24 protein-coding genes are annotated in these 26,458 nt (G+C 35.0%); 9 read left to right on the forward strand and 15 right to left on the reverse strand.

Annotated features, from left to right (window positions below; all coding sequences use genetic code 11):
- Positions 1 to 51 precede the first annotated feature (51 nt).
- From ORI89_RS16110 to ORI89_RS16135, 6 genes are all read right to left on the reverse strand, one after another.
- Entirely contained in the window at positions 52 to 2,358 is a 2,307-nt protein-coding gene (locus ORI89_RS16110) for a hypothetical protein (RefSeq protein ID WP_268231542.1), read from the reverse strand.
- Positions 2,348 to 2,713, reverse strand: coding sequence for a carboxypeptidase-like regulatory domain-containing protein (locus ORI89_RS16115; RefSeq protein WP_268231543.1), 366 nt, complete (start codon positions 2,711 to 2,713; stop codon positions 2,348 to 2,350). The genes ORI89_RS16110 and ORI89_RS16115 overlap by 11 nt, the downstream gene beginning before the upstream one ends.
- Entirely contained in the window at positions 2,706 to 3,500 is a 795-nt protein-coding gene (locus ORI89_RS16120) for a GLPGLI family protein (RefSeq protein WP_268231544.1), read from the reverse strand. The genes ORI89_RS16115 and ORI89_RS16120 overlap by 8 nt, the downstream gene beginning before the upstream one ends.
- A 99-nt stretch (positions 3,501 to 3,599) precedes the next feature.
- Complete coding sequence (locus ORI89_RS16125; RefSeq protein WP_268231545.1) at positions 3,600 to 4,247, reverse strand: hypothetical protein; 648 nt, start codon at positions 4,245 to 4,247, stop codon at positions 3,600 to 3,602.
- A gap of 340 nt (positions 4,248 to 4,587) precedes the next feature.
- Positions 4,588 to 5,451: a M48 family metallopeptidase gene (locus ORI89_RS16130; protein ID WP_268231546.1), complete on the reverse strand. Its 864-nt coding sequence runs from the start codon at positions 5,449 to 5,451 to the stop codon at positions 4,588 to 4,590.
- A gap of 699 nt (positions 5,452 to 6,150) precedes the next feature.
- Positions 6,151 to 7,068, reverse strand: coding sequence for a hypothetical protein (locus ORI89_RS16135; protein ID WP_268231547.1), 918 nt, complete (start codon positions 7,066 to 7,068; stop codon positions 6,151 to 6,153).
- A 487-nt stretch (positions 7,069 to 7,555) separates the two neighbouring features.
- Here ORI89_RS16135 and ORI89_RS16140 point away from each other — a divergent pair, with 487 nt between their 5' ends.
- The 5 genes from ORI89_RS16140 (at position 7,556) to ORI89_RS16160 (ending at position 12,417) form a co-directional block, all read left to right on the forward strand.
- Positions 7,556 to 7,933, forward strand: a complete 378-nt coding sequence (locus ORI89_RS16140; protein WP_268231548.1) for a hypothetical protein — start codon at positions 7,556 to 7,558, stop codon at positions 7,931 to 7,933.
- Positions 7,934 to 8,858: 925 nt separating this feature from the next.
- Positions 8,859 to 10,283: a hypothetical protein gene (locus ORI89_RS16145; protein WP_268231549.1), complete on the forward strand. Its 1,425-nt coding sequence runs from the start codon at positions 8,859 to 8,861 to the stop codon at positions 10,281 to 10,283.
- Positions 10,284 to 10,293: 10 nt separating this feature from the next.
- Complete coding sequence (locus tag ORI89_RS16150; protein WP_268231550.1) at positions 10,294 to 10,860, forward strand: hypothetical protein; 567 nt, start codon at positions 10,294 to 10,296, stop codon at positions 10,858 to 10,860.
- A 53-nt stretch (positions 10,861 to 10,913) separates the two neighbouring features.
- Positions 10,914 to 11,144 carry a hypothetical protein gene (locus ORI89_RS16155; RefSeq protein ID WP_268231551.1) on the forward strand — a complete coding sequence of 77 codons (231 nt, stop codon included), beginning with the start codon at positions 10,914 to 10,916 and terminating at the stop codon, positions 11,142 to 11,144.
- Between the two features lie 313 nt (positions 11,145 to 11,457).
- Complete coding sequence (locus ORI89_RS16160) at positions 11,458 to 12,417, forward strand: hypothetical protein (protein WP_268231552.1); 960 nt, start codon at positions 11,458 to 11,460, stop codon at positions 12,415 to 12,417.
- Positions 12,418 to 13,687: 1,270 nt separating this feature from the next.
- On the opposite strand, the gene ORI89_RS16165 is transcribed toward ORI89_RS16160, so the two are convergent.
- From ORI89_RS16165 to ORI89_RS16185, 5 genes are all read right to left on the reverse strand, one after another.
- Entirely contained in the window at positions 13,688 to 13,912 is a 225-nt protein-coding gene (locus ORI89_RS16165; protein ID WP_268231553.1) for a hypothetical protein, read from the reverse strand.
- 7 nt (positions 13,913 to 13,919) lie between these two features.
- The gene (locus ORI89_RS16170) at positions 13,920 to 14,123 is read right to left on the reverse strand and encodes a hypothetical protein (RefSeq protein WP_268231554.1); all 204 of its coding nucleotides are present in this window, start codon (positions 14,121 to 14,123) and stop codon (positions 13,920 to 13,922) included.
- A gap of 460 nt (positions 14,124 to 14,583) precedes the next feature.
- The gene (locus ORI89_RS16175; protein WP_268231555.1) at positions 14,584 to 14,745 is read right to left on the reverse strand and encodes a hypothetical protein; all 162 of its coding nucleotides are present in this window, start codon (positions 14,743 to 14,745) and stop codon (positions 14,584 to 14,586) included.
- A 367-nt stretch (positions 14,746 to 15,112) separates the two neighbouring features.
- Positions 15,113 to 15,559 carry a CPBP family glutamic-type intramembrane protease gene (locus ORI89_RS16180; protein WP_268231556.1) on the reverse strand — a complete coding sequence of 149 codons (447 nt, stop codon included), beginning with the start codon at positions 15,557 to 15,559 and terminating at the stop codon, positions 15,113 to 15,115.
- Positions 15,560 to 16,253: 694 nt separating this feature from the next.
- Complete coding sequence (locus tag ORI89_RS16185; protein ID WP_268231557.1) at positions 16,254 to 16,478, reverse strand: helix-turn-helix domain-containing protein; 225 nt, start codon at positions 16,476 to 16,478, stop codon at positions 16,254 to 16,256.
- A gap of 614 nt (positions 16,479 to 17,092) precedes the next feature.
- Between ORI89_RS16185 and ORI89_RS16190 the strand changes: the two genes are divergently transcribed.
- Genes ORI89_RS16190 through ORI89_RS16200 form a run of 3 tightly spaced genes read left to right on the forward strand, consistent with a single transcriptional unit; the run spans position 17,093 to position 24,088 of the window.
- On the forward strand, positions 17,093 to 19,516 hold the full coding sequence (locus ORI89_RS16190; protein WP_268231558.1) for a TlpA family protein disulfide reductase: 2,424 nt from the start codon (positions 17,093 to 17,095) through the stop codon (positions 19,514 to 19,516).
- Positions 19,509 to 22,709: a SusC/RagA family TonB-linked outer membrane protein gene (locus ORI89_RS16195; RefSeq protein ID WP_268231559.1), complete on the forward strand. Its 3,201-nt coding sequence runs from the start codon at positions 19,509 to 19,511 to the stop codon at positions 22,707 to 22,709. The genes ORI89_RS16190 and ORI89_RS16195 overlap by 8 nt, the downstream gene beginning before the upstream one ends.
- Entirely contained in the window at positions 22,706 to 24,088 is a 1,383-nt protein-coding gene (locus ORI89_RS16200) for a RagB/SusD family nutrient uptake outer membrane protein (protein WP_268231560.1), read from the forward strand. Before ORI89_RS16195 ends, ORI89_RS16200 begins: the two co-directional genes overlap by 4 nt.
- 55 nt (positions 24,089 to 24,143) lie before the next feature.
- On the opposite strand, the gene ORI89_RS16205 is transcribed toward ORI89_RS16200, so the two are convergent.
- From ORI89_RS16205 to ORI89_RS16210, 3 genes are all read right to left on the reverse strand, one after another.
- Positions 24,144 to 24,470 carry a hypothetical protein gene (locus tag ORI89_RS16205; RefSeq protein ID WP_268231561.1) on the reverse strand — a complete coding sequence of 109 codons (327 nt, stop codon included), beginning with the start codon at positions 24,468 to 24,470 and terminating at the stop codon, positions 24,144 to 24,146.
- A gap of 325 nt (positions 24,471 to 24,795) precedes the next feature.
- Entirely contained in the window at positions 24,796 to 25,041 is a 246-nt protein-coding gene (locus ORI89_RS19305) for a helix-turn-helix domain-containing protein (protein ID WP_442800892.1), read from the reverse strand.
- A gap of 134 nt (positions 25,042 to 25,175) precedes the next feature.
- The gene (locus tag ORI89_RS16210; protein WP_268231562.1) at positions 25,176 to 25,463 is read right to left on the reverse strand and encodes a helix-turn-helix domain-containing protein; all 288 of its coding nucleotides are present in this window, start codon (positions 25,461 to 25,463) and stop codon (positions 25,176 to 25,178) included.
- A 186-nt stretch (positions 25,464 to 25,649) separates the two neighbouring features.
- Here ORI89_RS16210 and ORI89_RS16215 point away from each other — a divergent pair, with 186 nt between their 5' ends.
- Entirely contained in the window at positions 25,650 to 25,790 is a 141-nt protein-coding gene (locus ORI89_RS16215) for a hypothetical protein (RefSeq protein ID WP_268231563.1), read from the forward strand.
- Here the strand turns inward: ORI89_RS16215 and ORI89_RS16220 are convergent.
- On the reverse strand, positions 25,787 to 26,437 hold the full coding sequence (locus tag ORI89_RS16220; protein WP_268231564.1) for a rhomboid family intramembrane serine protease: 651 nt from the start codon (positions 26,435 to 26,437) through the stop codon (positions 25,787 to 25,789). The two genes, ORI89_RS16215 and ORI89_RS16220, sit on opposite strands and share 4 nt — an antisense overlap.
- Positions 26,438 to 26,458: the final 21 nt, after the last annotated feature.

Genomic DNA, 26,458 nt, shown 5'->3' on the forward strand with positions numbered 1-26,458 from the left:
CGGTAGGGAAGAGGTCCCAGGTTTTTCCAATTTACATTACTTTTATGGGTTTTAGAAATTAAATTTTACTCCGATTAAAGTTTGTCTTGGCCGTATATGAAAAACACTTTGGTAAAGATAAAAATCTGTAAAACTTGAGCTAATATATCTATCTTCGTTAAATAAGTTTATCATTCTAAATTCTATATCAATTTTACTTCTTTCAAATGTGTATCTGTAACTGAGGTCTGCGTAAAAATTGTTTTTATCAGCATTGAAAAAATTATTAAAATAATGTTCAAAGCTCATTCCAATATATTGATTTTTTTTAGGATAAATATTTATTTTCAGACCTTCTGAAAGAATACTGGTATTCTTTCGTTTTTGATTGGTGGTTTTATTCGAATTGAATATTGTTTCTACATTGTATTCAGTCGTGATCCATTCATAAAATCTGGTGTTAAATTTGAGATTTGGTTTTATAGTTTGGTTCTTTGCCTTAACGATCATTAAATTTATCAATTGATCTGCTGCCCCTATTTGTATGTCTGCACCAACAGAGATAGTAGTCTTTATTGGACTATAGTATTTGCTGATTTTTGAATTTAAAGTATGGTTTATGTTCCTGTTTTCTCCTTGAATGGCTGTAAGCGTAATGCTTCCATCGTCCTTTACAGTATTACCAACAAGGTATGGCAACAGATTGTTTGAAAATAGATAGAAGGTGCTGAAAAATAATGATTTGATAGGATTACGATAATTCAAACCTATGTTAAAAGTTTGTGACACTTTGCGATCTATAGGGTAATTCATACTTTGTAATGTACGGTAATTCGTCATCATATAACCAAAAAATGTCGACTCTGCATTTTGAAATTCACTGTTATACCCGAGCCCAACAATGGCCCGCCAATAAGGACTTAAGTTATACCTAGCAACGAACTTTGGGTTTATCACTGTACCAGAAGTGGCCGGTCGTCTTTCTGCTCTGATTATCTCATTTAATTTTATTTGTTGAAATGATACAGGTAACTGTAGACTTAGATCCCAATCAAGGTGTTTATAGGCGAAAGTCGGTTGCAGATAAACTCTATAATTAGTGCTTTTAAGATCATTCGTAAACTGATCTTGTAAAACCTCCTTGTCACTAAATAGCTGACTTTCCGTATTTCGCGAAACTACATTAAATCCTAATTTAGCACCTATTGTAAAGCGTTTTATCTTACCTGTATATTCTAAGTAGTTGTTTGTTTGGAATATCTTTTTTTCAGCGTCCTGTTCGAGGTTAAGACTGTCAACATCGCTATTAATCGCGTCAGCAAATTTACCAGGATAAACAGAAAGTTGCTGAGGTGTTCTATTTAAATTTAGAAATGAATAAAAGGTAAATAACTGTCCTCTAATTGGGGTAATCCATTTTAGCTGATTAGTAATTGCATAGTATGGATTTTGAAGGTTTTGTTGAATAGTAGACTCCCCTAAATACAATTCACCTTTTTGCCTATCTAAGTTGATTTCAGTTTTAAGACTATTTTTAAAAAAACTGTTTTTTGTATTTCTTTGCGCAGTTAAATTAGCTTGTATATCCCGCACGAAGACTTTATTATAGATACTTTCGTTAACGGATAGTTCTCCTTCCGGAAGAAAATAAGTAGTAATATTTTCTCCATGCTGTTTTTGAAAATCGTGAAGATAAGATATGTTTAATCTCAGTTCCGTATTATCTTTAAGTCTAGAAAGAAAGTTAGCGGTAGCCATATGGACATTGTTGTCCAAAAATCTTTTACTGGGAATATTAGGCAACATTGGTGATGTTAACGACAGCAGATCTTTTTTTTGTGTTGAGTTCTCAAATTGCTCTAATAAATCCTCAATGGTTAAGGTCTTCAGTTCCTTTCCTACATCTATTCCTGTATTATTTGTTTGGTATGATATTATGGCTTGTTGGTTTCTCTTAAATAGCATAGGCGTCAAATTCGCTTCCCATAAGAGAGGTTTTGCGCCCGAAGCTAGATTGACCACTCCAGTTACAGTGATATCTTCCTTTAACCTGATGTTTAGTGAGGCACGATCACTGGTAATAAGACTGTCAAGTACACGTATTGGTTGGTGGTTTTCGAGAATTTCAACACTTGAAACTGTTTTGTATGGTAAGTTATTGTTGGCAAGATTATATTTACCTTCCAATAGATCCATTCCTTCGATATAGTATTTTTCTATTGGCCGCCCTTGATATAGCACTCGACCATCTGAAAGAACGTCAATTCCGGGAAGTTTTGATAGAACATCGCCAATGCTTCGATCTTTCTGTTCAGCAAAGCTATTTACATCGTAGGATAAAGTGTCTCCCCTTTGAGAGATTGGTCGTTTATTTTCCACTATCACTTCTTCGATAATAGTTGACTGAAAATTCAATATTCTGGCTTTTATTTTCAATTGTTTGGCTTGAAAAGGCATAATTCATTTTTCTGGCGTTAATTTGGAGAGGACCAGGTATACTTTTGTCAATTTTGATTGAAAACTCTCCATTTTCTCCTGTAACAGTAAAATTTATTAAGTTTTTGTCGTTGCCAAGAATAGTTATGTTTGTTCCTCCGAGAGGGGCACCATCGGCTGAAATCACTTTACCATTAATATGATTCTGGGCGTAGCTTAAAAATGAAAATAAAAGAAAAAGCGAACAAAGGCTCGCTCGAATAAGATACATTAACGATTTTTCTACTTTACTAGTCACGCGTTAACTCTATTGGATTGTTGCGGGATTTATTCCGTTCTCTATGGTTTCTATCGTATTTTTCATAAGCTTCTTGAGAGAGTTGAATCCCAGGATTCATTAATATTAAAGATGGTTTTTCTTTTATCTTATCCTCAAACTCTGCTAGTTCTTTTTTTGAAATCGTTTTGTAGTTTTCATGTCTAGCTAAGTAGTAGTCATAATTTTTTAAATTAGAAATACCTACTACTTCGAAATTGTATTCATTATTGCTATCCTGCAGTTGTAATATCATTCCGGGTAAGCCTTTAAATTTGTAAGGCCCATCAGAAAATGGTATTTCTTGTGCAAAATAGGCAGTATATTCTCTTCCCTTATATTTTGCAGTTGCTTTTGAGCAATTATATCCCAGAATATCTTTGTTATCGTTATGGACTTGCCAATTTATCTGTGAATCTTCTTCTTCTAAAGCAAATTTAAATGTTGTATAATCATGAAAAGACTTAATTTTATTATTTGAAAAGTTTTTGACTATTGTATATCGAAACTGAGTTTTGGGAGTTTGCATCAGACTGTTTGGATTATCTGAATTCAAAATGGAATCTTTAATATGTGTTGATTCGCTTCTAAATACAGATTGTTCCTCTGAAATATCTAGAAAAAAAAACTCAGTTTCAATACGATTAAAGTTGTTAGAGTCTGGTTTGTAGTCTAAGCGAAAAATAAATCTCTTTTCTAAATTTTTAACAATTTGGGAACTCGAGTGAAGTGAAACCAGCAATGATAAAATTAATAAGCAGATTCTCATATTTAAGATGTTTAATTATTTCTGGATTTTCTTGGTTTTATGTATGTAGAAGCCGATCAACTGTTTGATTTTTATTGAATGTGTTTTTTATTAAGAAATCTAACTTGGGCATTGTATTTCACCTAAGAAAGCCAAATCGTTAGTCAAGTAATCTACTATGATTTGGTGTACCTCTTCTATATTATAGTTTTCTAGTGGAAATTCGGCCAACTTTAGCCACGGTGTTTTCGAATTATATTCTATATCCAACCTATCCGGATTACAAATACTAACGCAGCAGACTTCTTTTTTAATGTCTACATAAAAAAACAACATGGAGGGCATGAATTCAGGAGAATGATTACCAACCAAAATATAAGGCGCTTCTATATTTATATTAATCCACGCAGGTGTCGCAACTATATATTCGATGGTATCATCGCTATCGTATAAGATGCTATTAGGGTTATTGCTTAAAACGCTAAAAAGCATGTTTTTATGAGTGATTAGTGGCTCCAGCAGTTTATCTAATCTGGTTATTTCCTCTTCAATGTTATTTCTGAACTTTAGTGCCAGTTTTTCACATTTATCTTGATGCTTTAGGAGATAATTCTTTAGGCGGTTTTTAACTTTTTTCTCTTTTTCGGGACTACTTTTATACATAGACAATACTACTTGCTGCTCATCAAAAAGTTTGTTTGCCGCTTTTAGTTTCTGATCGGTTTTTTCAAAAGCCTGGCTTATTTCATTTAAAAGTTCTTGTCTCATAGTTTTTATTTTAATTGGCTGTTTATGAGTGTTTTATTCTGTAATTGTCTTAATATACACATTTTTGTGATAAGTTTTATTTTTACTCAGTTATTTCTTAATAAGGTTCAGTGTTCGGAGTTTTATTTTATCATCTCATTATCTTACCATTCTGCTGTAATATGTTTATGCAATAGCAACATAAGCAGTTTAAGGCAGGGTGGTCCAATGACCTCCGTTATAGACAGCTATTATTAGAGAGTATTAGATGATCGAAAATTATAGGTTTTTCTTTAATGTAACGAAGTGGTTTTTGATAGTTAAGATTTATAAATGACTGCTAGTAGACTTGAGAAATATTTTATACACAGTTTATATGTGAAATTCTTTTAGATAATGTTGGATGTGTAATTCCTCCTTTAGATACTTCTCCAGCAGTTAAGTTATCTAACTTTTGCAAAGCACTTATAAGATTATGGGGACCGTTTATTTTTGCAGCAAATTTATCAGCTGATAATTCAAATCTATATTGTACTTTACCAGGCAAATACCATAATAATAATCCCATTAAACAGCCCGTAATGAAAACTGATGCTAAGTCGATAACAAAATGGACGTCTGTAAAAAGTACAGTTCGCATCTGAAATAAAAAACCAGAAAAAACAGTAAGAATTAATACTACAATATAAAGCTTAAATAAATGATTGCGCTTTAGATGCCCAACTTCGTGTAAGAGAATACTCTGTAGTTCTTCTTTTGTTAAATTATCTAAAAGCGGTTTTGTAATTAAAATAGTCTTGGAGAAAGGGAAAATTCCTGTTGCATAAGCGTTAATCTCCGGTGTATCAACGATCTTGATTGAATATTTTTTTATTAATTCTTGTGAATCTTTATCAGGGTTTTGAAAATGAAATATATTGTGTTTTTTTATCAAGTATTGAATAGGTTTGAAAACATAAAAATAAGTTGGAAAAAGAGAGAGGACAAGTGTGGTAATCAGTAAAGAACTAAAGCCTTTTAGCAAATAGGTAGATAAAAACCCAAAGATCAAAAACAGTAAACCGACAATAATACTTTCGAAAAATAAATCTCGGACACTAAATTTAAGTTCAAATGGAGTCTCTACTTTATAATATTTCGATATGCAAAAAACAGCAATAAACCGAACAATATATATCGCTATTGATAAAGCTACTCCAATAAAAAAGTAATGTATTGTATTCATTTTTCTGATTTTAATTGTGAGCGAACTTCTTAAATACCATGTTGTCTTTTTTATAATAACCTACCTATAAAAAAACGTGGAATAACACTTATTGGGGAATAAAAAGTCTATATTAATGACAATATAGACTTTTCCTATCAAATATATCCTGTGTTTTTAATGACAGACTTAGAGTATGGAAAAGAAAGACGCTATGTGTGTTGCTTCAACTTTGTTATAGGCTGGCACAACTAGTATGTAAATTATAGGCTATATTGTGTTGCACCCCGTGTTTTTTCAAAGCAGAATCATCTTATTTGCTATAGTATACTGATTGATATTAGTGCCGAGTATACAGCAAAAGTCATGGATGCTAAAGAAATCTTGTGTGGTCAGAAATAGAGAAGATTGGGGAATGCAATAGAATTATCGTTTAAATAATTAATAGTACTAAACTATTAAAAGAAAATAATAAATTGTAGTGTTATAATATTACAGCAGGAGCTACCTAATATACTTGCCCGTATGTCGTTTGCTAAATAAGCTTTAAAAATAATTTGCTTATCTTTTTTCAATATTGGAAAAAAGGTCTTGGGATGTTTACCTGCGTGATGAAGTTCTAAAAAAATGACTTAGGAATTTCTCTTCTGTGAAAATATGCTGTACAATAATTGTCGATAATAACTTTATTAGGATGTTCATTTAAAGTCGTCATATTCTTTATTCCAATTCCTGCGCCAGCATCACTTTTTCCTCATACATATTTTGTTTAAAATCAGCTATTGTAAATCCGAATTGTTTACGATGAAAATAAAAGTAAAAATCAAAAGAACCACCAACTATTCCTTTTTCAGGAATATAGACAAACCTGTCAATACCTCTATCTATTTCATAAAAATATGTTGGTTCATGCCAATCTGTATATGTCCAAAATTGATACGCCCAATAGCCATTATATTCAAACTTTTTGGATAAAAACTCTCTTCTATCTCTAAGTCTATCAAAGCTGGAATAGGGGACTGACCAAGTTTCCAAAGGAAAAACCTCATCCTTAAATTGCTCGTGGAAAACTTTTTTAAAAGATGTGATGGTAACAGGCTTCTGTAGTATATTAATTGTTCCATAGAAATTAGGGAAAATATCTGTTCGGTTGCGGACTGCAAAAAATTGTAAAAGGCAGTGTTTTGCAGCAAAATACTTGTCGTTTTTTTTTAAGACTAAGATGTATTCATTAAAAAACTTTGTTTTTTCGCCATATAACTTATCAAATCGTTGAAAGAGAGAAATTTCCTTTAAATCGAAAAGCTCTTTTGTTGTTAGGAGATTCTCTTTTATAATTTCTTGCTCAATTTCTTCCCAGTTTTCTGTATTTTCAAAGTCAGGTAAAATCGAAAAAAGTATAATATCCTGTAACTCTGGCCTGACAGCTGTAGAAAGTATATTATAGAGCTCTACCTTTCCTTGGTAGCCGTATGTATCTTCTGTGTTTAATACATATTTTCTTATATCGTATTTTGGGCTATCTTCTTCAATAACAAAATATTTTGGCACCCCAAAAGATAAAGTAGAAATAAGAATTAAAAAGAAGGTGAAAATGAACCTTGTTTTTTTATTGAGTTGATATGCATGGTGTACCATATATTGAATTTCTGTAGTTTGTATTAATTATACCAACTTTTGCCATAATTTTTGCATCATAAAGAGTAATAGTATTATTGAACGAAATTATTGCAAGAGCTAAATCATCAATATATTCTCCCATATCCTGAGGGTCAAACAGATATTTAGGCATCGTTGTATTCTGTTAAATTAGGCTCTCCATAAGAATTTAAATGAATGGACTAAAAATAAGGATTTTACGCTATTGTTACCAAACTATCAGTCTTTTCATTTTTCTATACTTTCATGTTATGACTTGATTCGATGTGAGCCATGAACCAGTTTGTCTAGTTTTACATAAAGTTTTTGCAGGTAGCTATCTCGTAGCGCACCAAATGCTTTCGTAACATAGACGAAGAGCTTGACTAAATTATGAGAAAGGAGGCACCAATAAATTTTCATAAAACAAATTAAGCTTTTGTTTGTTAACTGGTTAATAATCAGTTTTAATTAAAATCTATAAATCATGAAAAAATTAAAAAGTTTAAAAGTTTGTTTACTTGTACTTTTTACTGTTGTAGGGAGTACATTTTTCTCGCCTGTGAGTGGTAGTTCTTCGCTATACCAAACAAATACTGTTATAGTTATTCCAACAAGTAGTGTAGGGATAAACTTAGTGGTAACTGTTCAGAATAATACTATGCACTCTAATCTTTCTCCGTACACTTATACGATGCATGTAACGGGAAGTGGGGGACATCCTTCCGGATTTTTCATAGCATCTGGTTCGATAGATCCTTCGCCTTCAGTAGTGAGGTGTAGCGGTGTTTCTCTAGTTGTAGCCACAGAAAGTGGGCCTGCGCTTACTGTTACTATCGATGATGGCAATTATTACCCTATGTAGTGGTGAGAAAATTTAAAGAAGTAGGGAGCAACTTACTTCTTTAAATTTTTTAAACCTTTCCATATTCCCGACTCCACCAAGGGGTAAATCTACTTCTTAGATCTTTTAAAGTTTTCCGTACGTATCTTTTACAAAAAAGAAGCTCTAACATGTTGAACTTTTTAGCGTAGGTTGCTTCAACTTTGTTATAGACTGGCACAACTAGTATGTAAATTATGAGTTATATTGTGTTGAACCCCATATTTTCTCAATGTAGAATCGTCTTATTTGCCATAATATACTGATTGATATTAGTGTCGAGTATACAGCAAAAGTCATGGATTCTAAAGATATTTTCTTGCGGTCAGAAATAAAGAAGATTGGGGAATGCAATAGAATTATCTTTTAGATAACTAATAGTAACAAACCCTCAAAAGAAAATAATAAATTGTAGTGTGATAATGTATTTAAAGTTTAGTATTACAGTGTTTTATGTGCGTGTTTGCGTGGTTCTAGGAAATCTTTCACTATTTCCAGTGATAATACTAAAACGCCAAAACAATTGCTTCAATGCCTTTAATAAAAAAAATAGAGAAGACGGACATTAAAACATAAGTTAGTGTCAGTATGTTATCTTTTTTTGTTGGAGTAAAATCAAATAGGGGACTTTTACCATCTACTTTCGATATTTGCATTTATAGTAAGAAGCAGCTGGCATGATTGTCAGGCGCTTTTTTATTTATTTTTTACTTTTTGCTTAACCTTTTTGGCAATGCTCATCATTTCACATCTAAAGCGCTGTCATGTTATTTAACCGTTTGATTCTATTTCTTATCGCTTAAAAACGCCTACTCGCCGAAGTTAAAAAGGGGTTGGTCGAAAAAAAATGACAAGATACTTATATCTTCCTTTCTTAGTCGATAAATATAACATTAATCATTAAAACATGAGAAGATTACTACTTTATCTAACACTATTGTTTTCTTTACATGCCTGTAGCAAGATCGAGGTTCCCTTGGAGGATTTTGGACAAGATGAGCTTGGGTCAGTGAAGGAGTTTTTCAAAAAGGACAGTACGGCCTATTACGCAGGTAATCGACCTAATTACAATTTTAGACAGTCCTTGCAAAGGATCATTCTTTGGGAACGAGCTTATAGACAAAATAATAAAGTATTTGTTCCGGTGCGGCTAAGGCTTTCCGAAGGCATGACCACGGACGAGAGTGAAGGGTGGTTACCCCATCGGGTAGTTCTTGCCACGTACAAAGATAGTGTGACGGGCGATTATAACTATGAGATGATTACCCTTTTGAGTGATAGCCTGTCGAGCACAAGGAGTTTCACGGGCACAGTATTACTAGAGGACTTTTTTAAAGGGGATGTGAAAGTTGCGAAATATGCACACAATGAAAGGGTTCTGGGGACTCAGCATCCTGCGGCAGAAGGGATGATTACCACTTCCACAAGCAGTGACTGCGCATGGGTAAAAGTAGGGTCGGTGTGTGTAGGTGATATAAATAATGGAGGAGCTCCTGATATATGTGGGGATCGGCTTGAACTGCAGTGCAACCCCATAGATCAGGAGAGCACAATCGATGATTACTTTGGAGGAAATGGTGAAGGTGGGGGTAGCACAGGTGGAGGGAACGATGGTAATAACGCTGGCGATCCAAATCCGATGGATAAAACCGACGACGACTGTGATGCCGCTACCAAGGCTAATAAGTTGCTGGCCAAGCAGGCTGTTATAGATCTTATCAGCAGGATAAAGGGAAAGAATGTGGAGTGGGGAGCATATCTCATTTCAAACAACCCCAACATGCCGAATTCGTTTGCCGTGGGTACAGAATTTGAAGGGGAAGGGAACAGTATCAACATCAGTCCAAGATGGGATCAAACAAATGGTTATCATATGGGTTTTATCCATAACCATCCAAGTGGTAGCGCACCAAGTCCATCTGATGTCTATAACGCTGCACATTCATTGAACCAGATGTACAATAATCCTTCGGTTTCCAATATTCAGCTTACCAACTATATTGATAACTTTGCATCTATAGTGGTCAGCAATGGTTATATTTATACGATTACCATTAAACATGCCCGCAATTTTAGTTATATGAGGGATGCATTCTTTGACAAGAAAATCCAAGAAAAGGAGAATACAAAATACAGAGAATCTGTTAACGAATATTTAGAAAACATATTTCAACCGACACCTGCAGATTACCAAGCCGCTGGAGAACATGCCCTGCTTAAACTGTACGGTAATGAAATCAACCTGAGTAAACAAAAAATAGGCGAAACGAATAGCAATAAAACCATTAAACGTGACGGAAAAAATAAAGTCAAATCAAATAAACCCTGTTAAAATGAATGTTATGAAAAAAACAATATATATCCTATTACTGTCTCTGTTAACTGCAGTACCTTGTGTAGCCCAACAGCAGGTATTAAACCATATTTCCAATGAATATATTCTTGAGGCGAATGAGCTAAAGGCCGTTACTGCTGTTAACCAGCTAAAAAACACCATTTATAACAAACAATTTGGTGAAAGTCATCCTGCTCAAGTTGAGGAAATAAATGAAAGGACTGCTTATTTTAAAATCTTCTCTAAAAAGAATGCATCCTCAGCCGAGGAAGGACTTTTAAAAGTTTGGCATCTAAAAAATGCAGGCAGTACAACTCCAATTGAAGAAATTGTCAACAGTTTTTATAAAATATTACGGATAGACGATAATCCAGCAGACTATATCATTGACTACGCCAAAGACTCAACTATTGATGGCGGATTCTTTTTCAATAAAAAACACAATGGTATATATATATATACAAAATCACGATTAACAAAGAATTTTTTATATGCTTATGTTGAAATCCATCTGACACCGGAACAAAAAATAGCCTTTGCGAAGGATTTTATATTGAAAACGAAGTTTAAATAGTTTATGAGATTTAGGACTGTCATAGTGTTGTTGTCATTTTTGTTGGTCATAGTTTGTATGCCCAACAACAGGTATTGAACTATATTTCCAATGAATATATCCTTGCGGCTAATGAGTTGAAGACCGTTACTGCTGTTAACCAGCTAAAAAACACCATTTATAATAAACAATTTGGTGAAAGTCACCCTGCTCAAGTTGAGGAAATAAATGAAAGGACTGCTTATTTTAAAGTCTTCTATAAAAAGAATGCGTCCTCAGACGAGGAAGGGCTTTTAAAAGTTTGACACCTAAGAAACACCGGCAGTACAACTCCAATTGAAGAAATTGTCAACAGTTTTTATAAAATAAAACGGATAGACGATGATCCAGCAGATTATATCATTGACTACGCGAAAGACTCAACTATTGATGGCGGATTCTTTTTCAATAAAAAGCACAATGGGTTTTATATACCGGATTATATCATTAAAGTTGAAAGGTCTGGAATCATTATTATCTAAAATGTATTGTGTAAATATATAATTTATCTAGCTTTTAGTTACTTAAGTTAATTTACTTCTTTTTTTACTATCTTTATTTAATTAAATAATCTTAATTATGAGTCAGTTAACCAAAAGAAGTGTGCCGTTTAGGAAAAGCGATGAGCTTCTCAAGGCTATTTTTGAAGAGAACTTTCCCGACTTTCTCCGCTTTATGTATCCTGAAGCAGATACTATGTTTGATTTCGAAAAAGGGCTTACCTTTATGGACAAAGAGCTGCTCGAGATCATGCCTGACCGAGAACGTAAAAAGGGTAGGCGTATCGCTGACCTTTTAGTGAAAGTGTATCTGAAAGACGGAACCCAGAAGTGGATCTTAGCGCATACCGAGATCGAAGGAGGCAATGATGATGGTTTTCCGTACCGCATGTTTCAGTACCATTACCGGCTTTTGGATCGGTATCGTGTACCGGTGGAAACCATTGCTGTATTTACAGGCGGACCTGCGCAGGGCCGGCCTGGCGAATATAGCTATTTTGTATTCGGCACTTCACTGACGTTCCGTTATCTTACCTATCAGATCTTTGACCATCAGGAAGATGAGCTTCTTGTTATGGACAATATTTTTGCGTATATTGTACTGGCTTGTCAGAAAGCACTTTCGGAAAATAAGATTGCTGAAGAGGAGCTTGCTGAGCAGCGGAGTACGATAGCGCGTGCGCTAATCGAGACCAATAAATATAGTAAAGATCGTATAATGAGCTTTTTAGTGTTTTTAAAAAGTTTTCTTTTTATACGAGATAAGGATTTAAATAGTAATTTTGATCAATACATTTATCAAGTGACAGGAGGCACAATACAAATGGGTGTAATAGAAACAATCAAAAGACAGGAAAGAGAAAAAGGCCTGCAGGCTGGACTGGAAAAAGGAATGCAGACCGGACTGGAAAAAGGAAAAGCTGATGGAAAAAGAGAAGAAGCTATCGCTATCGCTTTAGAATTTAAGAAAATGGGGTTGCCTATTGATGATATTGCTAAAGGTACGGGCTTATCTATAGAAGAGATAGAAAAGCTCTAACGAGAGCATCAGCAAAAAAATATACATAGCCGTTCAGTTTACTGAATGGCTTTTTTTTGGTCATATCCGTCCTACGAACTACATGTTAATTGATTTATTGAAGTTTTGAGGATAAACCTCCTTTAAGTTTCATGGCAAGTTTTAAAAACACCCAATTTCTCTAGGTCTTGTCATAAACAGCTAAAACAATTGCTTCATCATATTTAATTAGCTATCCTGTTTTCTGTGAGAAATAGCTTGTGTTGTAAAAGAGTATTAGAAGTATATTTTGGAAACAAAGACTAAAAAATTATATATAGCGTGCAAAAAAAAAGTATGTAGAAAGGCTGTTTCTTTTCTTTCGAGGAAGATTATAAAAAATATTGCCAAGACTAAACCAATGCCAAATGCATAAATCATATTGTACAAGGAGTAAGTGTGCGATAAAGAAAATAGTGTGGCGGAAATTGAAAAATGAAGATGCCATGAATTCTTTAAATTATGTATCCTACGTAAACCTTTTATAACCAAATACTGAAATAAAAATGTTTCTATAAATGGGGCTATTATAGTAACTAAAATAAAGGTTTTAAAGCCTTCTAGCCCACTTGTTTCGCGAGTGATTTCTCCTAGGTTATAGTCATTCTTCAATAATACAGAAAATGAGTACCCTAGAATTACGGCGTATATTAAAATAGAAATAATGGCTAATAAATACAAAGCTATTGTATTTACCTTCATTAATTTTCCGACAAGTGTATTCATAGCTATTTACAAAACATCTTTATTAATAGGAGTGCTGAAAGCGCTTAATTTATCTTTTTTTTGCAATTGTAGGCTGAAAATCTATTATTAATATTACTTGCATTGTGTAACTTATTGGTAATTAGTGCGGTTGTGATGCCTCCTAATAATAGACCACTAATATCATTATAATCAAATGTACCAGGGAAAAAGTTAAATATTTGGAATATTTCCAACCCGATATATACACTAAGAATTAATATAATGTCAAAGAAATAATTAGTGATTGGTTTGTTTCTAACTAACAACAGTAGGAAATAAACACCTGGAACAAATATTAAATTATTTCCAATATCAGCAAGACCATAATCCATAATTTTATTTTTATAAATGTAAGGCCTATATACAGAATTTAATAAGTAACCAATAAATAAAAAGAGTATGGTGAGTACTAAATACGACTTTTTCATTAGATTTTTAATTGTTAATATACGTGTATATGGATTCTTGTACCAAGCGTTTAAACTTGGTACAAGAATGTTTTATATTAGGGCCTTGCTCCCCCGTGATGACCATAGGGTGTGTTTTTGGCTGTTTCCCAATTACTAGCTATAGCATTCTCACATGCTTGAACAATATGTCCTAAGACAGTTGCAGTTCCGTAATGTTTCCATTCTGTCATGGTTTTATCACCGAAAATACCACCACCAGAAGTATCTATAAGTTCATCATATGATAAGTCAATTAATTTGTTTGATAGATTTGCTTTCATAATCACCTTATCTTTTTGTAGCGTTTTTCCCATCTCTATATCCTTCATTAGCGACTTCTACCATTTTATCATAATTATTTATGGTCTCAAATATAAATCCCCCCACTAAAATGGCTGTTATAGATGCAAGAATAAAGCCACCATCTATTTCTAACAATTCGTTACATTTCAGGGGTTGCAAACCAAATTTTGTTATATCCAAATTATTCATTTTTGTTAAATATTAAAAATTAGTTCCTACTCTTTTAAAGATTTTCGGATTTCTCTTTTCGTTGATCAACGTTACTAAATTATTGTTGTTCACTACACAAAAAAAGTAGTGAAGCACATTTGGAAAAATCTGTATCAAACTAAGTGTATGGTAGTGAGATTTTTATTGTTCGGAGATTGCAGAGTGGACTTTTTTAAAACTCTAGTGTGCTATTGTATTTGGCTGTTTTAATCTGTCGAATTTGGTTTCTAATAGATACTATTATTACTTTCTAACTGATTTGTAATCCATCTGCAATATAAGAATTCATATAGCTCTACTTGGCGTTAAGGAGTATATTTCTCCTTACTTCAGATGTAACATATGTAGAAGCTCTTATTTGCCCACTACGATAAGAGCTTCTTATTAACCAGCTTGTCAACATATTTTAGATGGCAAGTTTTAAAAACACCCAATTTCTCTAGGTCTTGTCATAAACTGCCAAAACAATTGCTTCAATGCCTTTAATAAAAAAAATAGAGAAGACGGACATTAAAACATAAGTTAGTGTCAGTATGTTATCTTTTTTTGTTGGAGTAAACTCAAATAGTGGGCTTTTACCATCTACCTTCGATATTTGCATTTTTTTATAGAGAAGATATGAAAGTCCCTTCCAAATAGAAAATAATAAAAAAAACACAAAAATGTATTTAGTTAATTGTCCAGATGTATTTGGGATGTGAAAAATATTCCTTGTAAAGGATAGTAAACCAATGATATATAAAGAGCCAACAGCTAAAGAACCAAAGCAACCAAGTAATACCATCTGTGCCCTAATCCATGGTGTTTCTTCATCGTGTTTTGAATAAAATAAAAAAGTAACGTAATATATTTTATAGATAAATAGTTGCATTTTCAATTATTAAATCTAATTATTTTGAGCTTGTAAAGGCTGTAAGTACTTGTAATCCATTCTCCTCTAGTTGTATTTTTATATAGCGATTTCTTTGTTATGAATAGTTTACAATAAAGGCCAATAGGTTGACAAACGAATGTACGCCACAAACAGCTAAATAAGCTAAGAATGTATTTTCTTTTCTCAATAAGGCATAATAGCTCCCAAGTGTGAGCCCTACAGGTAAAACAAAGATCATATAATGGAAACTATAGGTGTGGCATATCGAAAACACTACAGAAGAAACAATTACAGCAAATATAATAGACTTTTGCAATCTCATCATTATTTCGATTCCTAAAAACTGAAATATAAATGTCTCTATTAAAGGGGCTATCAGAATCATATTCATAAGCCTTCCAAACAGTTTAGTACTGGGAATATGTTGGATGTGGTCAAAGGTTTGAGGAGAAAATAAATTAATAATTGCGCTTGATATAATTTGAGCAAGGACCGCCAACGCTAAAAAAGCAAAAAAAAGAATAAGTTTATTTTTAAACATCAAAGTTATGTTAAATATATGCATGCTGATGGCTGCAAATTAAAGATATTACAGCTATTAGCATATAAAATTATCAAAATATTACGGTCTTGCTCCTCCGTAATGCCCGTATGGCGTGCTGTCCCATCCAGAAGAGGTAAATTGTTTAGGGTCATTCATGAATTCGCTAAGCAAATACTCTCCAAATTTTTCTAATAACTATAATGCAATTCCTCCCTGAAGTTCTACCAATTCTTTTGTCTCCAACTCCTGAACATTAAATTTTGTTACATTCAAACTATTCATTTTTGTTAAATATTAAAAATTAGTTCCTACCCTTTTAAAAATTTTCGGATTTCTCTTTTCGTTGATCAACGTTACTAAATTATTGTTGTTCACTATACAAAAAAAGTAGTGAAGCACATTTGGGAAAATATGTATAAAATTAATAGTGTATGGTAGTGAGATTTTTATTGTTCGGAGATTGCAGAGTGGACTTTTTTAAAACTCTAGTATGCTATTGTATTTGGCTGTTTTAATCTGTCGAATTTGGTTTCTAATAGATACTATATATTACTTTCTAACTGATTGTCGGGCAAAACGAAGCAGGTTAGTTTTACTTTTTTGTGGGATGAAGTCAATGATTAGAAACTAAGTCAATCTTTCGAGATCTGTACTTAAATTTTTAAGATAGTATTGTGTTTTTTGGAAGTGGTTAAAAGTCTAGTAGGTCATCCACGGTTACATCGAGAGCTCTGGCTAACTTATATAAGTTATATGCAGTAGGATTAGCACCTTCCAACTCATATCTATTGATAAACTGTTTGTCTTTTCCAATTTTGTGAGCTAATTGTTCTTGGGTTAATCCCGACTTTGTTCTTAGTTCAAATATCTTCGACCCTAACTTATCTTTAAATTCTTGTTGTGTGATTTCCTTCATGAATCGAATCTCATGAAAAAAGATTTACATAAAGTCATCATATATGTTGACTTTATGAAAGTATTTATTATCTTTGATTAGTAATTTTAAATAATGATTATGATTTGATAAATTTGATGCACCATAAATACTATGATATAAAGTAGGTGCTCACTTTAAAGTGCCTCTAAAAGCGAAACGAACGTAGGAAATTCAGTTGGAAGCTAAGAGAGCAAGTGAGCGCCTGGTAAGATACCCTTTGGATTATTAATTCATAGGCACCAGGCCTTCTTGTTTTGCTTCCTTGTTAATTACTTATTTAATTATAAGAATTAACAGAGTTGTTCTAAGTTATTTAGAACTACTCCCCAGTATTTCCTACCTGGGTGTGCGTTTCGCTTAGCAAGTTAGGCCTGGCCCTTTAGGGGGCAGTTCTTTCTTGGATACATGAGGCTTTGAGGAACAAAGCCATATGAAAAAACAATTTCTTCAAAACATTTTTTGCCCTCCAGAATAATGGGGTTTCGTAGTCTATTTGCTAGACTACGATGATGTATTCCTATGGAAGAGGGCGCCCTGATATAGGATTTTTATTTTTTATAAACCATTTATGAATTTTATAAATCTATGTTACTATGATGCGATTTTTACGCAAAAGGGATAGGTACGCCCTTTCAAAACCTATAAAGAAATATTATTACCAGTCTTTATATAGCTTTCAATGTTTGTTGCTGTCTCTCAGCACAATTTATTATCAGTTTAGTTGTAATGTTCAGGAGTCCCGCGCCCGCGGGACAACTGGCGAAGGTGGGAGAGGCAAGAAACCAGCAGTCATGAAGCCGTCATGGAGCATGGCTAGTGTAATGTGTTTTAATACACTCCTTATACACTGTTACTACTTCGAGCATACTTGGCTAATACTTAGGCCATACACTAAGAGCGCTTCGGCTAGGGTAGCCGGGGTGTTCGGCCTTGCTTCGAAATTGGGTCGTACTTTGGTACACATTTGTTCGACTGGTGTTCGACTGCTGTTCGAGTGTTGTTCGAGTGCTGTTCGAGTGCGAGTCGAAGCCCAGTCGAAGGCGAGTCGAAGAGCACCCGAAGGATTGTCGAACAAGTGTCGAAGCCGACTCGAAGCCCAGTCGAAGGACTGTCGAAGAGCACTCGAAGGATTGTCGAACAACTCCCGAAGCCGAGTCGAAGAATTGGCGAATAGATTGCCACGTTTTGCTTGCAAGAACGGGAAAGTTATGAATGATCTCTATATGAATCTGTTGATTTTAAGGTGGTTTGAGTCGATTTGCGAAGGGGTTAGGGGTAAAGTGGAGTCTATGTTAATTAAAAATAAAAGGAGCTCTCAAAACGGCTTAAATGAAGCGGGTGGTTTTCTGTTTGACAAAGAAAGTGTGCAAAGAGCTCAAAGCCTTGAATGCGCATCTAAATTTCCAGTCAGTCGCCTAAATCTCAAAACGGGAACGAAGCTATCCCAGTATAAATTTTCGATTTTCGGGACAAGCGGAACGAAGAGAAGTGACGATATTAAAAGACCTATGGTCTATGTCTTACAGCTTATAGCGATATTTTGTGTGCTGTTTAGTTTTGCTTCCGCTATGGAAGCGCAGGCTCAGGAGCCCCGCCCTGGCGGGGCGACTGGTACAAGCGGTAAGAAAGGTATAAGAGACTGTTCTCTATCTATAAAGGTTTTTTCTCGTATACTTTTTTTTACTGTATTTATGTTATTAACGGGAGGTATCGTGAGCGGGCAATTTTATAAACCTACAGAAGCTACGTTGAGAAAGGGTGATTTTTTGACCGATAAACTATCGAAAATTAAACATCAAAGTATCGATATGAAAACTGGTGAGCTTGGAGAAATAATGCTTGAAGATTATCAGGATAAGCTTGTTATTCTTGACTTTTGGGCAAGTTGGTGTGGCCCTTGCCGTGCGTCATTAAAAAAAATGGATAGGTTGTTAAGAGACTTAGATAAATCTGATGTTTTGATTCTGGGGGTTAATTACGAGTCGCCTGACCAGATCAACCGTATACGAGATCAACTTGCATTAGGATTTAAAAGTATATATGCAGATACGATTTTATCAAAAGTATTTCCACACGTAGGCATTCCGCATATGGTGTGGATAAACCGGGGAGAGGTCATTGCTATGCCCAAACATCAATATGTGGACTTAGCTACAGTACAATCAGCCTTAACGACAGGGGAAATACAAATGCCTGAAGTTCTGAACGATAAGATACTTAACCCAGATGAGGAGATGTTTGCTGGCGAAAATGGAAGAGCACAGCTGATTTATCAGAATGGCGAATTGCAAGTGTATGCAGAAAATACTTTTTATATCTATGAAGGTATTAAAAGAAAAGAAACAACTGATTCAATTATATTTTATGGTAATAATTTAAGGCCCATAGAAGTTTTACACTACGCATATAAGAATGAGCTTTTCTTCCCTTACAAGAGGTACCCCAGCGGGTTTTATATGTTGGATAAGTATGTAAATGTTACTGAATTTGACGCTTTGGATAGATTAGGACTTAAATTGTCTTTCGAAAGGGGGAAATATAAAGAGGGGATGGAAAGTGATAAGTTAAGGGAATTATTTGCGGGGTATATGCAGGGGCATCTCGGGCTACAATGTGAGTTGATACCTACCGCAGAAGTAAGTTATGCCGTGTTAAAGAATAAGAAGCCGATATTATATGTGGAAAATAAACTACAATCCACGAAGGATAAGGTGAAAACTTATCTGGATATTGATTCGGTTAGACATTATGAATGTTTACCATTCGGTAGTCATTTTATCAATGCGGTAGGGCTTCGTTTAAAAAAGATACAAGACTTAGCTATTTCAGTAGCAGAAGTAGAAGATCAATCGGGAGTGCGACCAGATTTAGCGGTAGATTTTAAACTTCCGTTAAACTTCGGGAGTTTGCAGGAACTGAATGTAGCGCTAGAAGAATATGGTCTAGTTGTAGAGATTGCAAAAGAGCGAGCGAAAAAGTTATTGATTACAGGTAAGGAAGGAGGAAAAGATGTATAGGTCTTTTTTACTGGTAGCAGTATGTAGCTTGTTTTTTCTTTCTGTTTCGGCACAGTCAATAATTAGAGGGAAAGTACTGTCTAGCGATGGACTTCCTATCGATCGTGCGACAGTGGTATCTCTATTTAGCAAAAAGAAGACAGCGACGGATAGTAAGGGTGTTTTTGCAATAGGAGTGTTTTTAGGTGAAGATTCTTTGCGCTTTACGGCTTTAGGGTATAACTCGAAGTTGATAGCTGTGCCTGCTAAGATTCAAGACGATATCATTATCCGATTAGATAAGGATGCTACGGCTATTGAAGCAGTTGAGGTTGTTAGTACAGGTTATTATGAGTTGCCAAAGGAACGGCTTACTGGTTCTTTTGAACATGTTAGTGAGAAGCAGTTGCAAGAGTCGGTACACCCGAATATAATTGGCCGTTTAGAAGGGGTAGTGAGTGGGCTACAGTTTGATAGGAGCGAGCAGACAAGAGAAGAGACTGGCGGGTTTAATATTCGTGTAAGAGGCTTGAGCACTATTGATGCAGATCGGACACCACTTATTATATGGGATGGTTTTCCATTTGAGGGTAACATAGAGGATATTAACCCAGATGTAGTAGCGAATGTGACTGTACTGAAAGATGCTGCCGCAAGTAGTATATGGGGGGCAAGGGCAGGGAATGGCGTCATAGTAATTGAGTCGAAAAATGGAAGAGAGGGGAAAACAACGATCAATTATAGCGCAAACATGGGTATACAGCAGAAACCGAATCTTTTTTACAGCCCTAATAAACTGGATGCACACGAGGTTATGGAAAGTCAGAAAAAACTATTTTTGAATGGAGCTTATACAGAGCGTATTCAAACAATGTTACCAAATTATGTGGAGCTATTAATAGCACAAAGAGATGGTCTTATTAGTGAGCAGGAGTTTGCAAAGCAAGAAGCAAGGTTTTTAGCTACAGATTTAAGGGATGAAGCAAGCAAATATTTGTATAGGAACCAATTGAATCAGCAGCATAATTTGAGCTTGTCTGGCGGTGGAAAAGGTTATCGTTACCATATTTCGGGATTTTATCAAGGAGAAAAAGCTGCTATTAAAGGAAATGAGAGTAATAATGTGGGCTTTAATATCAACAATCAGTTCAATTTATTTAAGGGAAATGAGCTAAGCTTGGGCGTGAACTATGCACGGCAACATGTAAGTTTGAATGGTGTACCTTTCAATGAATTAGGCTACTCGGGATACGGACCGGATATCTATGATCAGTTAGTGACAGAAAATGGTGAGTTTGCCACTGTGCCTCAGTTAGGAATTAGGTCTACACTGGTAGGTAGAGCAGAAGAAATGGGGTTAGTTGATTGGGCTTATAGACCACTTCAGGAACAGCAGTTAAAAGACCATACACAGGAAAGGAAGTCCTTAATGCTTCAATTTGGGATGAAGCAGGAAGTGACCTCTGGTTGGAATGTTCAGTTTAGATATCAATATACTTCTGCACAATCTGATAGTAGAGAGCTGTTTGATAAGGATAGTTATCATGTACGTGATTTGGTCAATAGGCTCACCGATACGATTACTTTGAAGCGTGTAATTCCGTATCAGGGAGTATTGGAAATAGCGCAGCCGCAACTTTCATCTGCCCATCGTTTTCGCTTGCAGTCAGACTATCAACATAGTTTTGGTTGGGGAGGTGATTTAAATATTTTGGTCGGGACTGAGATCTCAAAGTCAGAAAATTGGCGAAATCCGGGTAGTAGAGTTTATAACTACGATAAAGATCTGGGTATGGGTTCTATAAATTATGATTTCGATAAATCGTATAACGTTTGGCTGAATGGGAGTGCAATAAAAATACCTTCTTTAGGGGTTTCTCGTTTAGGTGGTTTTGGACGAGATTTATCTTATTATAGTAATATTGCCTATTCACATAAGCAAAAATATGCGCTAAGTGGTTCATTACGCTGGGATGGCAGTAACTTATTTGGTGTAGAGGTAAATAAACGAGGTGCCCCTCTGTGGTCGGTTGGGGCAGCGTGGAACAGCAGTGAGGATATACATTTTCTTAGACAGAAAGGACATTATCTAAGACTTAGAGCTACCTACGGGGTTGCCGGAAATGTTGACCGCACGCAAAGTTCATATCCTACGATATCATATATTTTAAATAATGTTACAGGTTTACAATCTGCATCTTTATCCCATCCGGGGAATCCTTTTTTAAGTTGGGAGAAGGTTTCCACTTTGAATTTTGGATTGGATTGGAAAGCCTATAGAGTATCGGGTAGTATAGAGCCTTATTGGAAAAAGGCTTCTAATCTTTTGGGAAATATTTTAGCGGACCCTACTCAGGGAACGAGCAGTTTTGCCAATTATAAGGTGAACTATGCAGATATGGAAACTAAAGGGCTAGATGTAAAGCTTAATATTGAAGTTATGCAAAAAAGATTAAAATGGAATGCTTCTTTTTTGTATAGTTATGTTTCTAATGAAATAGGAAATTTCAAAGGTAATGATCAGGTAAATGCAAATGTTTATTTTGCAAGACGAATACCTGTAAATGGAAAGTCTTTGGATATGATTTATGCGTTGCCCTGGAATGGACTTTCTCCTGAAAATGGCTTACCTATTGTATATATAGATGGCGAGCAGTCTATAGATTATAGAAGCTATTATCGAAACTATAAACCGGAAGAGTTAATCGATGCTGGGCTTACGGTAGCACCTCATTTTATGCACATGCAAAATCAATTTGAGTTTAAAGGTTTTAGTCTGAATGTCATTACCGCAATGCGCTGGGGGCACGTATTTAGACGGACATCTATGATTCCCGGCGGAGAATTAGAAGTTACACTACCAAGGTATCATCGGGATTATAGAAAACGCTGGCAAAAACCAGGTGATGAAAATACTACGATCGTGCCCGCTGCTATTGACGCGACTGACGGCAACTTGGTTAGTATAGCTATGAATAATGAATCATTGATAGAGAAAGCAGATGTATTTCGAATCCAGCAAATTAATATAGGGTACAATTTCCCCAAAAGCTGGTTTGCTTCATTGGGAGTAGAGAATGTTGCTGTATTTGCTAATTTTTATAATGTGGGTATACTATGGCGGGCAACAAAAGAAAAACTAGATCCTGACTTCCCAAAATCAGAATATCCAGCACCTTTTCAGTTTACAACAGGATTAAGATTACAATTATGAAAAACATATTCAAATATATTTATTTATTGTGCTTTTATGGAGTAATGATGCTTTTCATTGGCTGTGGAGAATCGTTTCTAGATCAAAAGCCCGTGCAAAATCAGCAAGTTCCTTCTACTTTAGATGACTATCAGGCTATGATGGATCACAGATATATCAATAGTTTCCCCGCTTATCTTTCTATGATAGGTGGGGAATCATTTACTATTGCTGAAAATATGTGGGAAAGCTTTCCGCTGGGAGGAGAGTATTATCAAAAAAATGCGTTCATTTGGGCAGATGATGTTTTTGAAGGGGCAGATTCCCATGACTATAACGTTGGATATGGACGGATTCTTATTTGCAATATTGTATTGGATGGTTTGAATAAATATGAAGGAGATAAAAGCGGAAAGCAATATAAGCAAGTTAAAGGAACAGCTCTTTTTCACAGGGCTCGTTTCTATTATAATTTGGCGCAATTATTTGCTACGCCTTACGGTGAGCAGGGCACTGATCAATATGGCTTGCCGTTTTACCTAACCTCTTCTGTTGCTACTGCCATAGATCGAAAATCGGTCACGAAGACCTATGAACAAATAATAAACGACTTAATAGAAGCTCTAGATTTGTTGGAAGAAAATTCTTATATACCTGAAAAGCCAAATAAGGCTAGCTGTTTTGCTATGTTAGCACGGGTGTATTTGCAGATGGGAGAATTTGAAAATGCCAATAAATATGCAAACCAAAGTTTGTCACTACATGATGAGCTGTTAGATTATAACAGCTTAGATGTATCATCTGCGTATCCATTTCCTGTGAATGGCAAAGAAAATCCAGAGATTATTTTTTTAGAATATGGGAGTGGAGGTACTTTTATGGGGGCAGCAAGATTGGATATTACTGGGGATTTATTGGATTTATATGATGCTGGTGATTTAAGAGGACAAGCTTACGTTAATAAAACTGCGAATGGAAGAAAAGTCTTTAAAGGAAGCTACATGGGCACATATAGTTTTTTTACAGGACTCACGACTGCTGAGATGTATCTCGTTAGAGCAGAAAGTGCAACGCATTTAAATAAGCTTGATGAAGCATTAGCGGATATTAATAAGTTAAGAGAAAATAGATATGATAGACTGTCGTACATACTTTATGATGAGAAAAATAAAAATAAAGTCTTAGAATATCTCTTTAATGAACGTGGACGTGAACTGGCATTTAGAAATAGGAGATGGGAGGATATCAGGAGATGGAATGTTTTTACTGATAGTGAAAAATCCTTGTTAAGAACAATGAAAAATCAACAGTATATGCTTTTGCCAAATGATGCAAAATGGACATGGCCTTTTCCTGATCTTGCTGTGCAAGAAGGGGGCTATCAGCAAAACCCGAGATAATATTAAATAAAAAGAAGGTGTCCATTTAGACACCTTCTTGCTGTAATCAATATGTTTATTGATCTTTTCTTGTGAACTCTGGTTTTTCTTCGTCATCTAATACCAAAGTAGCACCATAGTCATCCATCAAGTCCTGAAGTGTAGTTCCTGTAGGAATCGATGTAGGCGGCAATGCGCCAGGAAAGGATAAATGCGCCGCACATGGTTTACCAGCATTGGTGATATTACAGTCTGGAGAGTTCGGAGGACTAGTAGATGGTCCGCTTTTTACGTTTAGATCAGTTGGATCCTCACTATTAGTCAGTGCCTCAACTTCAATCCAAGCTTGCTGAGCCAAAACCGCTGTTTTCTCTACGACTTTTTCTTCACTGCTACTGTTCATGGCTTTGACGATGACGACCAGGCTGCTTATGATAAGCATCGTGAACAGCGTAATTATTAAGGCACGTATGCCACTTTTTTTAATTGTGATCATGATAATTGAATTTAAATTGTTTTTTCCTTTCTTTTTCCTCCGAAAGGGTAGAGGGGTCTTTTTTATTGCTATCTCGGCAGGAGCTTCTCTCTCGGTGCGTTGCCCAAAGCCCTGCTTTAGCAGATAGTCGGAAATGTTTGTCTTTGCATATTTTACCTCCTTTTGCTTGATTCTTGTTTTCTAGATAATGTGTTAACACAAATATAGTGTTGAAAACAAGGGGCTTGGTATGCTAAACTTGATATGAGGCATATGCCAAACTTGATATTTGGGATATAGGGTTGGGTTGAGGCTGTCTAAGCCTATATTGAAGAGGAGTAAGACCGGTGTGTTTTTTAAAAAAGCGTGTCAGTTTGCTTGGGTCATGAAAGCGGGCCTGTATGCTGATTTCTAGCAGCGAGTAAGGGCTGGATAATAATTGTTTGATATGTGCAATGGTTTCTGCTCCCAGGTGAAAATCTATGCTGTAGACCACCACCTTCGGTAATCAGTCAGACAAACATACATTAGTTCAATCTATAAAACAGTAGTGAGCTGTATTTGAAGAAATCTGTATAATAGAAAGTGGTATAGCAGGCAAAGTCAAAAGGATTCTAAACAGGTATGGTGTTTTTACTTCTTTTTTCTAACAATGGCTTTCCATAATCGTAGAAGTTGGAAATAGGCAAGGCTGAATATATTTTCATGGGTAATATCACTTGCTAATGTAGGAGGAAGTATTTCATATACACTAATACCTAAGTAATCAGCTATTTGGTATACTTGTTCTACTTTGACTTTGGTTTCGTTACGTTCTATTTTAGAATAGGCAGCTTGAGAAATATCAAGCGAGTAGGCTACAGCTTCTTGCGATATTTTTAAGCTTTCTCTCTTTTCACGTATATAATCACCGATCTTCATTTTATAGTAACCTTAATTACTCGACTAAAATAGTAAATCTTTACAGATAGATAAAATTCTTACTATTATTTTCATTTTAAAACCCTGGGTTGTGAGATATAACGCTAGGTTTTGGTCTACAACGCTGAGTTGTGGTTTTGGGGTTCTGTTGTGATCAATTTTGCAGATAAATAATTAAAGCAAAAAATGGAACAACTAAAAAACGAACTGATAGAACTGAATGAATGCGAGTTAAGAGAGATTGATGGTGGTAGCCAAAGAAAGGATGAGAAAAGGAATGGGTGGTACGGTATTATATGGACTAAGATTCTAGGATTGACAACTTAAAACAAATTAAATATTTCTATTACTGAGTCAGGTCTGGAAATTAAAGAAAGTATTATTCCAATAATGTAGGCTGAGAGGTGTAGATGCTTATTTATTAAATTATTGTTTTTGTTGATAAGTGTTAAGGCAAATAACAAGATAAATAAAAGAATTGAAGCGTGAAAAGCATTTTGGACGAAGGTAAAGATGGGGCTACGCATCTTTTGTAAAGGAAAGTAAAGTGCTGAAAATCCGTACAGGCCGAATGAAAGTCCAGACGCCCCCACAGCCGTAAATAGGAAGTCTTCTCTTTTTACAAAAGTTTGTATAAGGTTGGGCACAACGATGATGCTGATAAATAAAATAGGGGTTAATAGGTTAGCAGTAAACGTATTGTTTTCTTGCTCTATGTTTCCGAACATATCGTATCCCAATCCGTATATGATTAAAAGATTATTGAGCATATGTAGCCAGTTCCTGTGTACAAAGGCAGAGGTTAATAGCGTATGTAAACGTTTGCCACGATATACTTCATATGGGTGTAATAGCAAAGCATGAAAAAAAGGTTTATGATAAAAACCAATTATACTCGTTATGAGCATGATCGGGACAACTATATACGACCATGGTGCTTCATGAAAATATGGTAGAATATCAAAAATGTTCATACGTAGTTGCTTGGCTTGAAG

The organism is Sphingobacterium sp. UT-1RO-CII-1 (genome assembly GCF_026711005.1).
Classification (GTDB): Bacteria; Bacteroidota; Bacteroidia; order Sphingobacteriales; family Sphingobacteriaceae; genus Sphingobacterium.

Bases quoted from the DNA above. Each gene is read 5' to 3' on its own strand.
- ORI89_RS16200 (WP_268231560.1), top strand. From the start codon at position 22,706: ATGAAAAACATATTCAAATATATTTATTTATTGTGCTTTTATGGAGTA.
- ORI89_RS16140 (WP_268231548.1), top strand. From the start codon at position 7,556: ATGAAAAAATTAAAAAGTTTAAAAGTTTGTTTACTTGTACTTTTTACT.
- ORI89_RS16205 (WP_268231561.1), bottom strand. From the start codon at position 24,470: ATGAACAGTAGCAGTGAAGAAAAAGTCGTAGAGAAAACAGCGGTTTTG.
- ORI89_RS16130 (WP_268231546.1), bottom strand. From the start codon at position 5,451: ATGAATACAATACATTACTTTTTTATTGGAGTAGCTTTATCAATAGCG.
- ORI89_RS16215 (WP_268231563.1), top strand. From the start codon at position 25,650: ATGGAACAACTAAAAAACGAACTGATAGAACTGAATGAATGCGAGTTA.
- ORI89_RS16135 (WP_268231547.1), bottom strand. From the start codon at position 7,068: ATGGTACACCATGCATATCAACTCAATAAAAAAACAAGGTTCATTTTC.
- ORI89_RS16210 (WP_268231562.1), bottom strand. From the start codon at position 25,463: ATGAAGATCGGTGATTATATACGTGAAAAGAGAGAAAGCTTAAAAATA.
- ORI89_RS16165 (WP_268231553.1), bottom strand. From the start codon at position 13,912: ATGAAAGCAAATCTATCAAACAAATTAATTGACTTATCATATGATGAA.
- ORI89_RS16195 (WP_268231559.1), top strand. From the start codon at position 19,509: ATGTATAGGTCTTTTTTACTGGTAGCAGTATGTAGCTTGTTTTTTCTT.
- ORI89_RS16160 (WP_268231552.1), top strand. From the start codon at position 11,458: ATGAGTCAGTTAACCAAAAGAAGTGTGCCGTTTAGGAAAAGCGATGAG.
- ORI89_RS16190 (WP_268231558.1), top strand. From the start codon at position 17,093: ATGATGCGATTTTTACGCAAAAGGGATAGGTACGCCCTTTCAAAACCT.
- ORI89_RS16180 (WP_268231556.1), bottom strand. From the start codon at position 15,559: ATGTTTAAAAATAAACTTATTCTTTTTTTTGCTTTTTTAGCGTTGGCG.
- ORI89_RS16125 (WP_268231545.1), bottom strand. From the start codon at position 4,247: ATGAGACAAGAACTTTTAAATGAAATAAGCCAGGCTTTTGAAAAAACC.
- ORI89_RS16170 (WP_268231554.1), bottom strand. From the start codon at position 14,123: ATGAATAATTTGGATATAACAAAATTTGGTTTGCAACCCCTGAAATGT.
- ORI89_RS16120 (WP_268231544.1), bottom strand. From the start codon at position 3,500: ATGAGAATCTGCTTATTAATTTTATCATTGCTGGTTTCACTTCACTCG.
- ORI89_RS16145 (WP_268231549.1), top strand. From the start codon at position 8,859: ATGAGAAGATTACTACTTTATCTAACACTATTGTTTTCTTTACATGCC.
- ORI89_RS16175 (WP_268231555.1), bottom strand. From the start codon at position 14,745: ATGCAAATATCGAAGGTAGATGGTAAAAGCCCACTATTTGAGTTTACT.
- ORI89_RS16220 (WP_268231564.1), bottom strand. From the start codon at position 26,437: ATGAACATTTTTGATATTCTACCATATTTTCATGAAGCACCATGGTCG.
- ORI89_RS16150 (WP_268231550.1), top strand. From the start codon at position 10,294: ATGAAAAAAACAATATATATCCTATTACTGTCTCTGTTAACTGCAGTA.
- ORI89_RS16185 (WP_268231557.1), bottom strand. From the start codon at position 16,478: ATGAAGGAAATCACACAACAAGAATTTAAAGATAAGTTAGGGTCGAAG.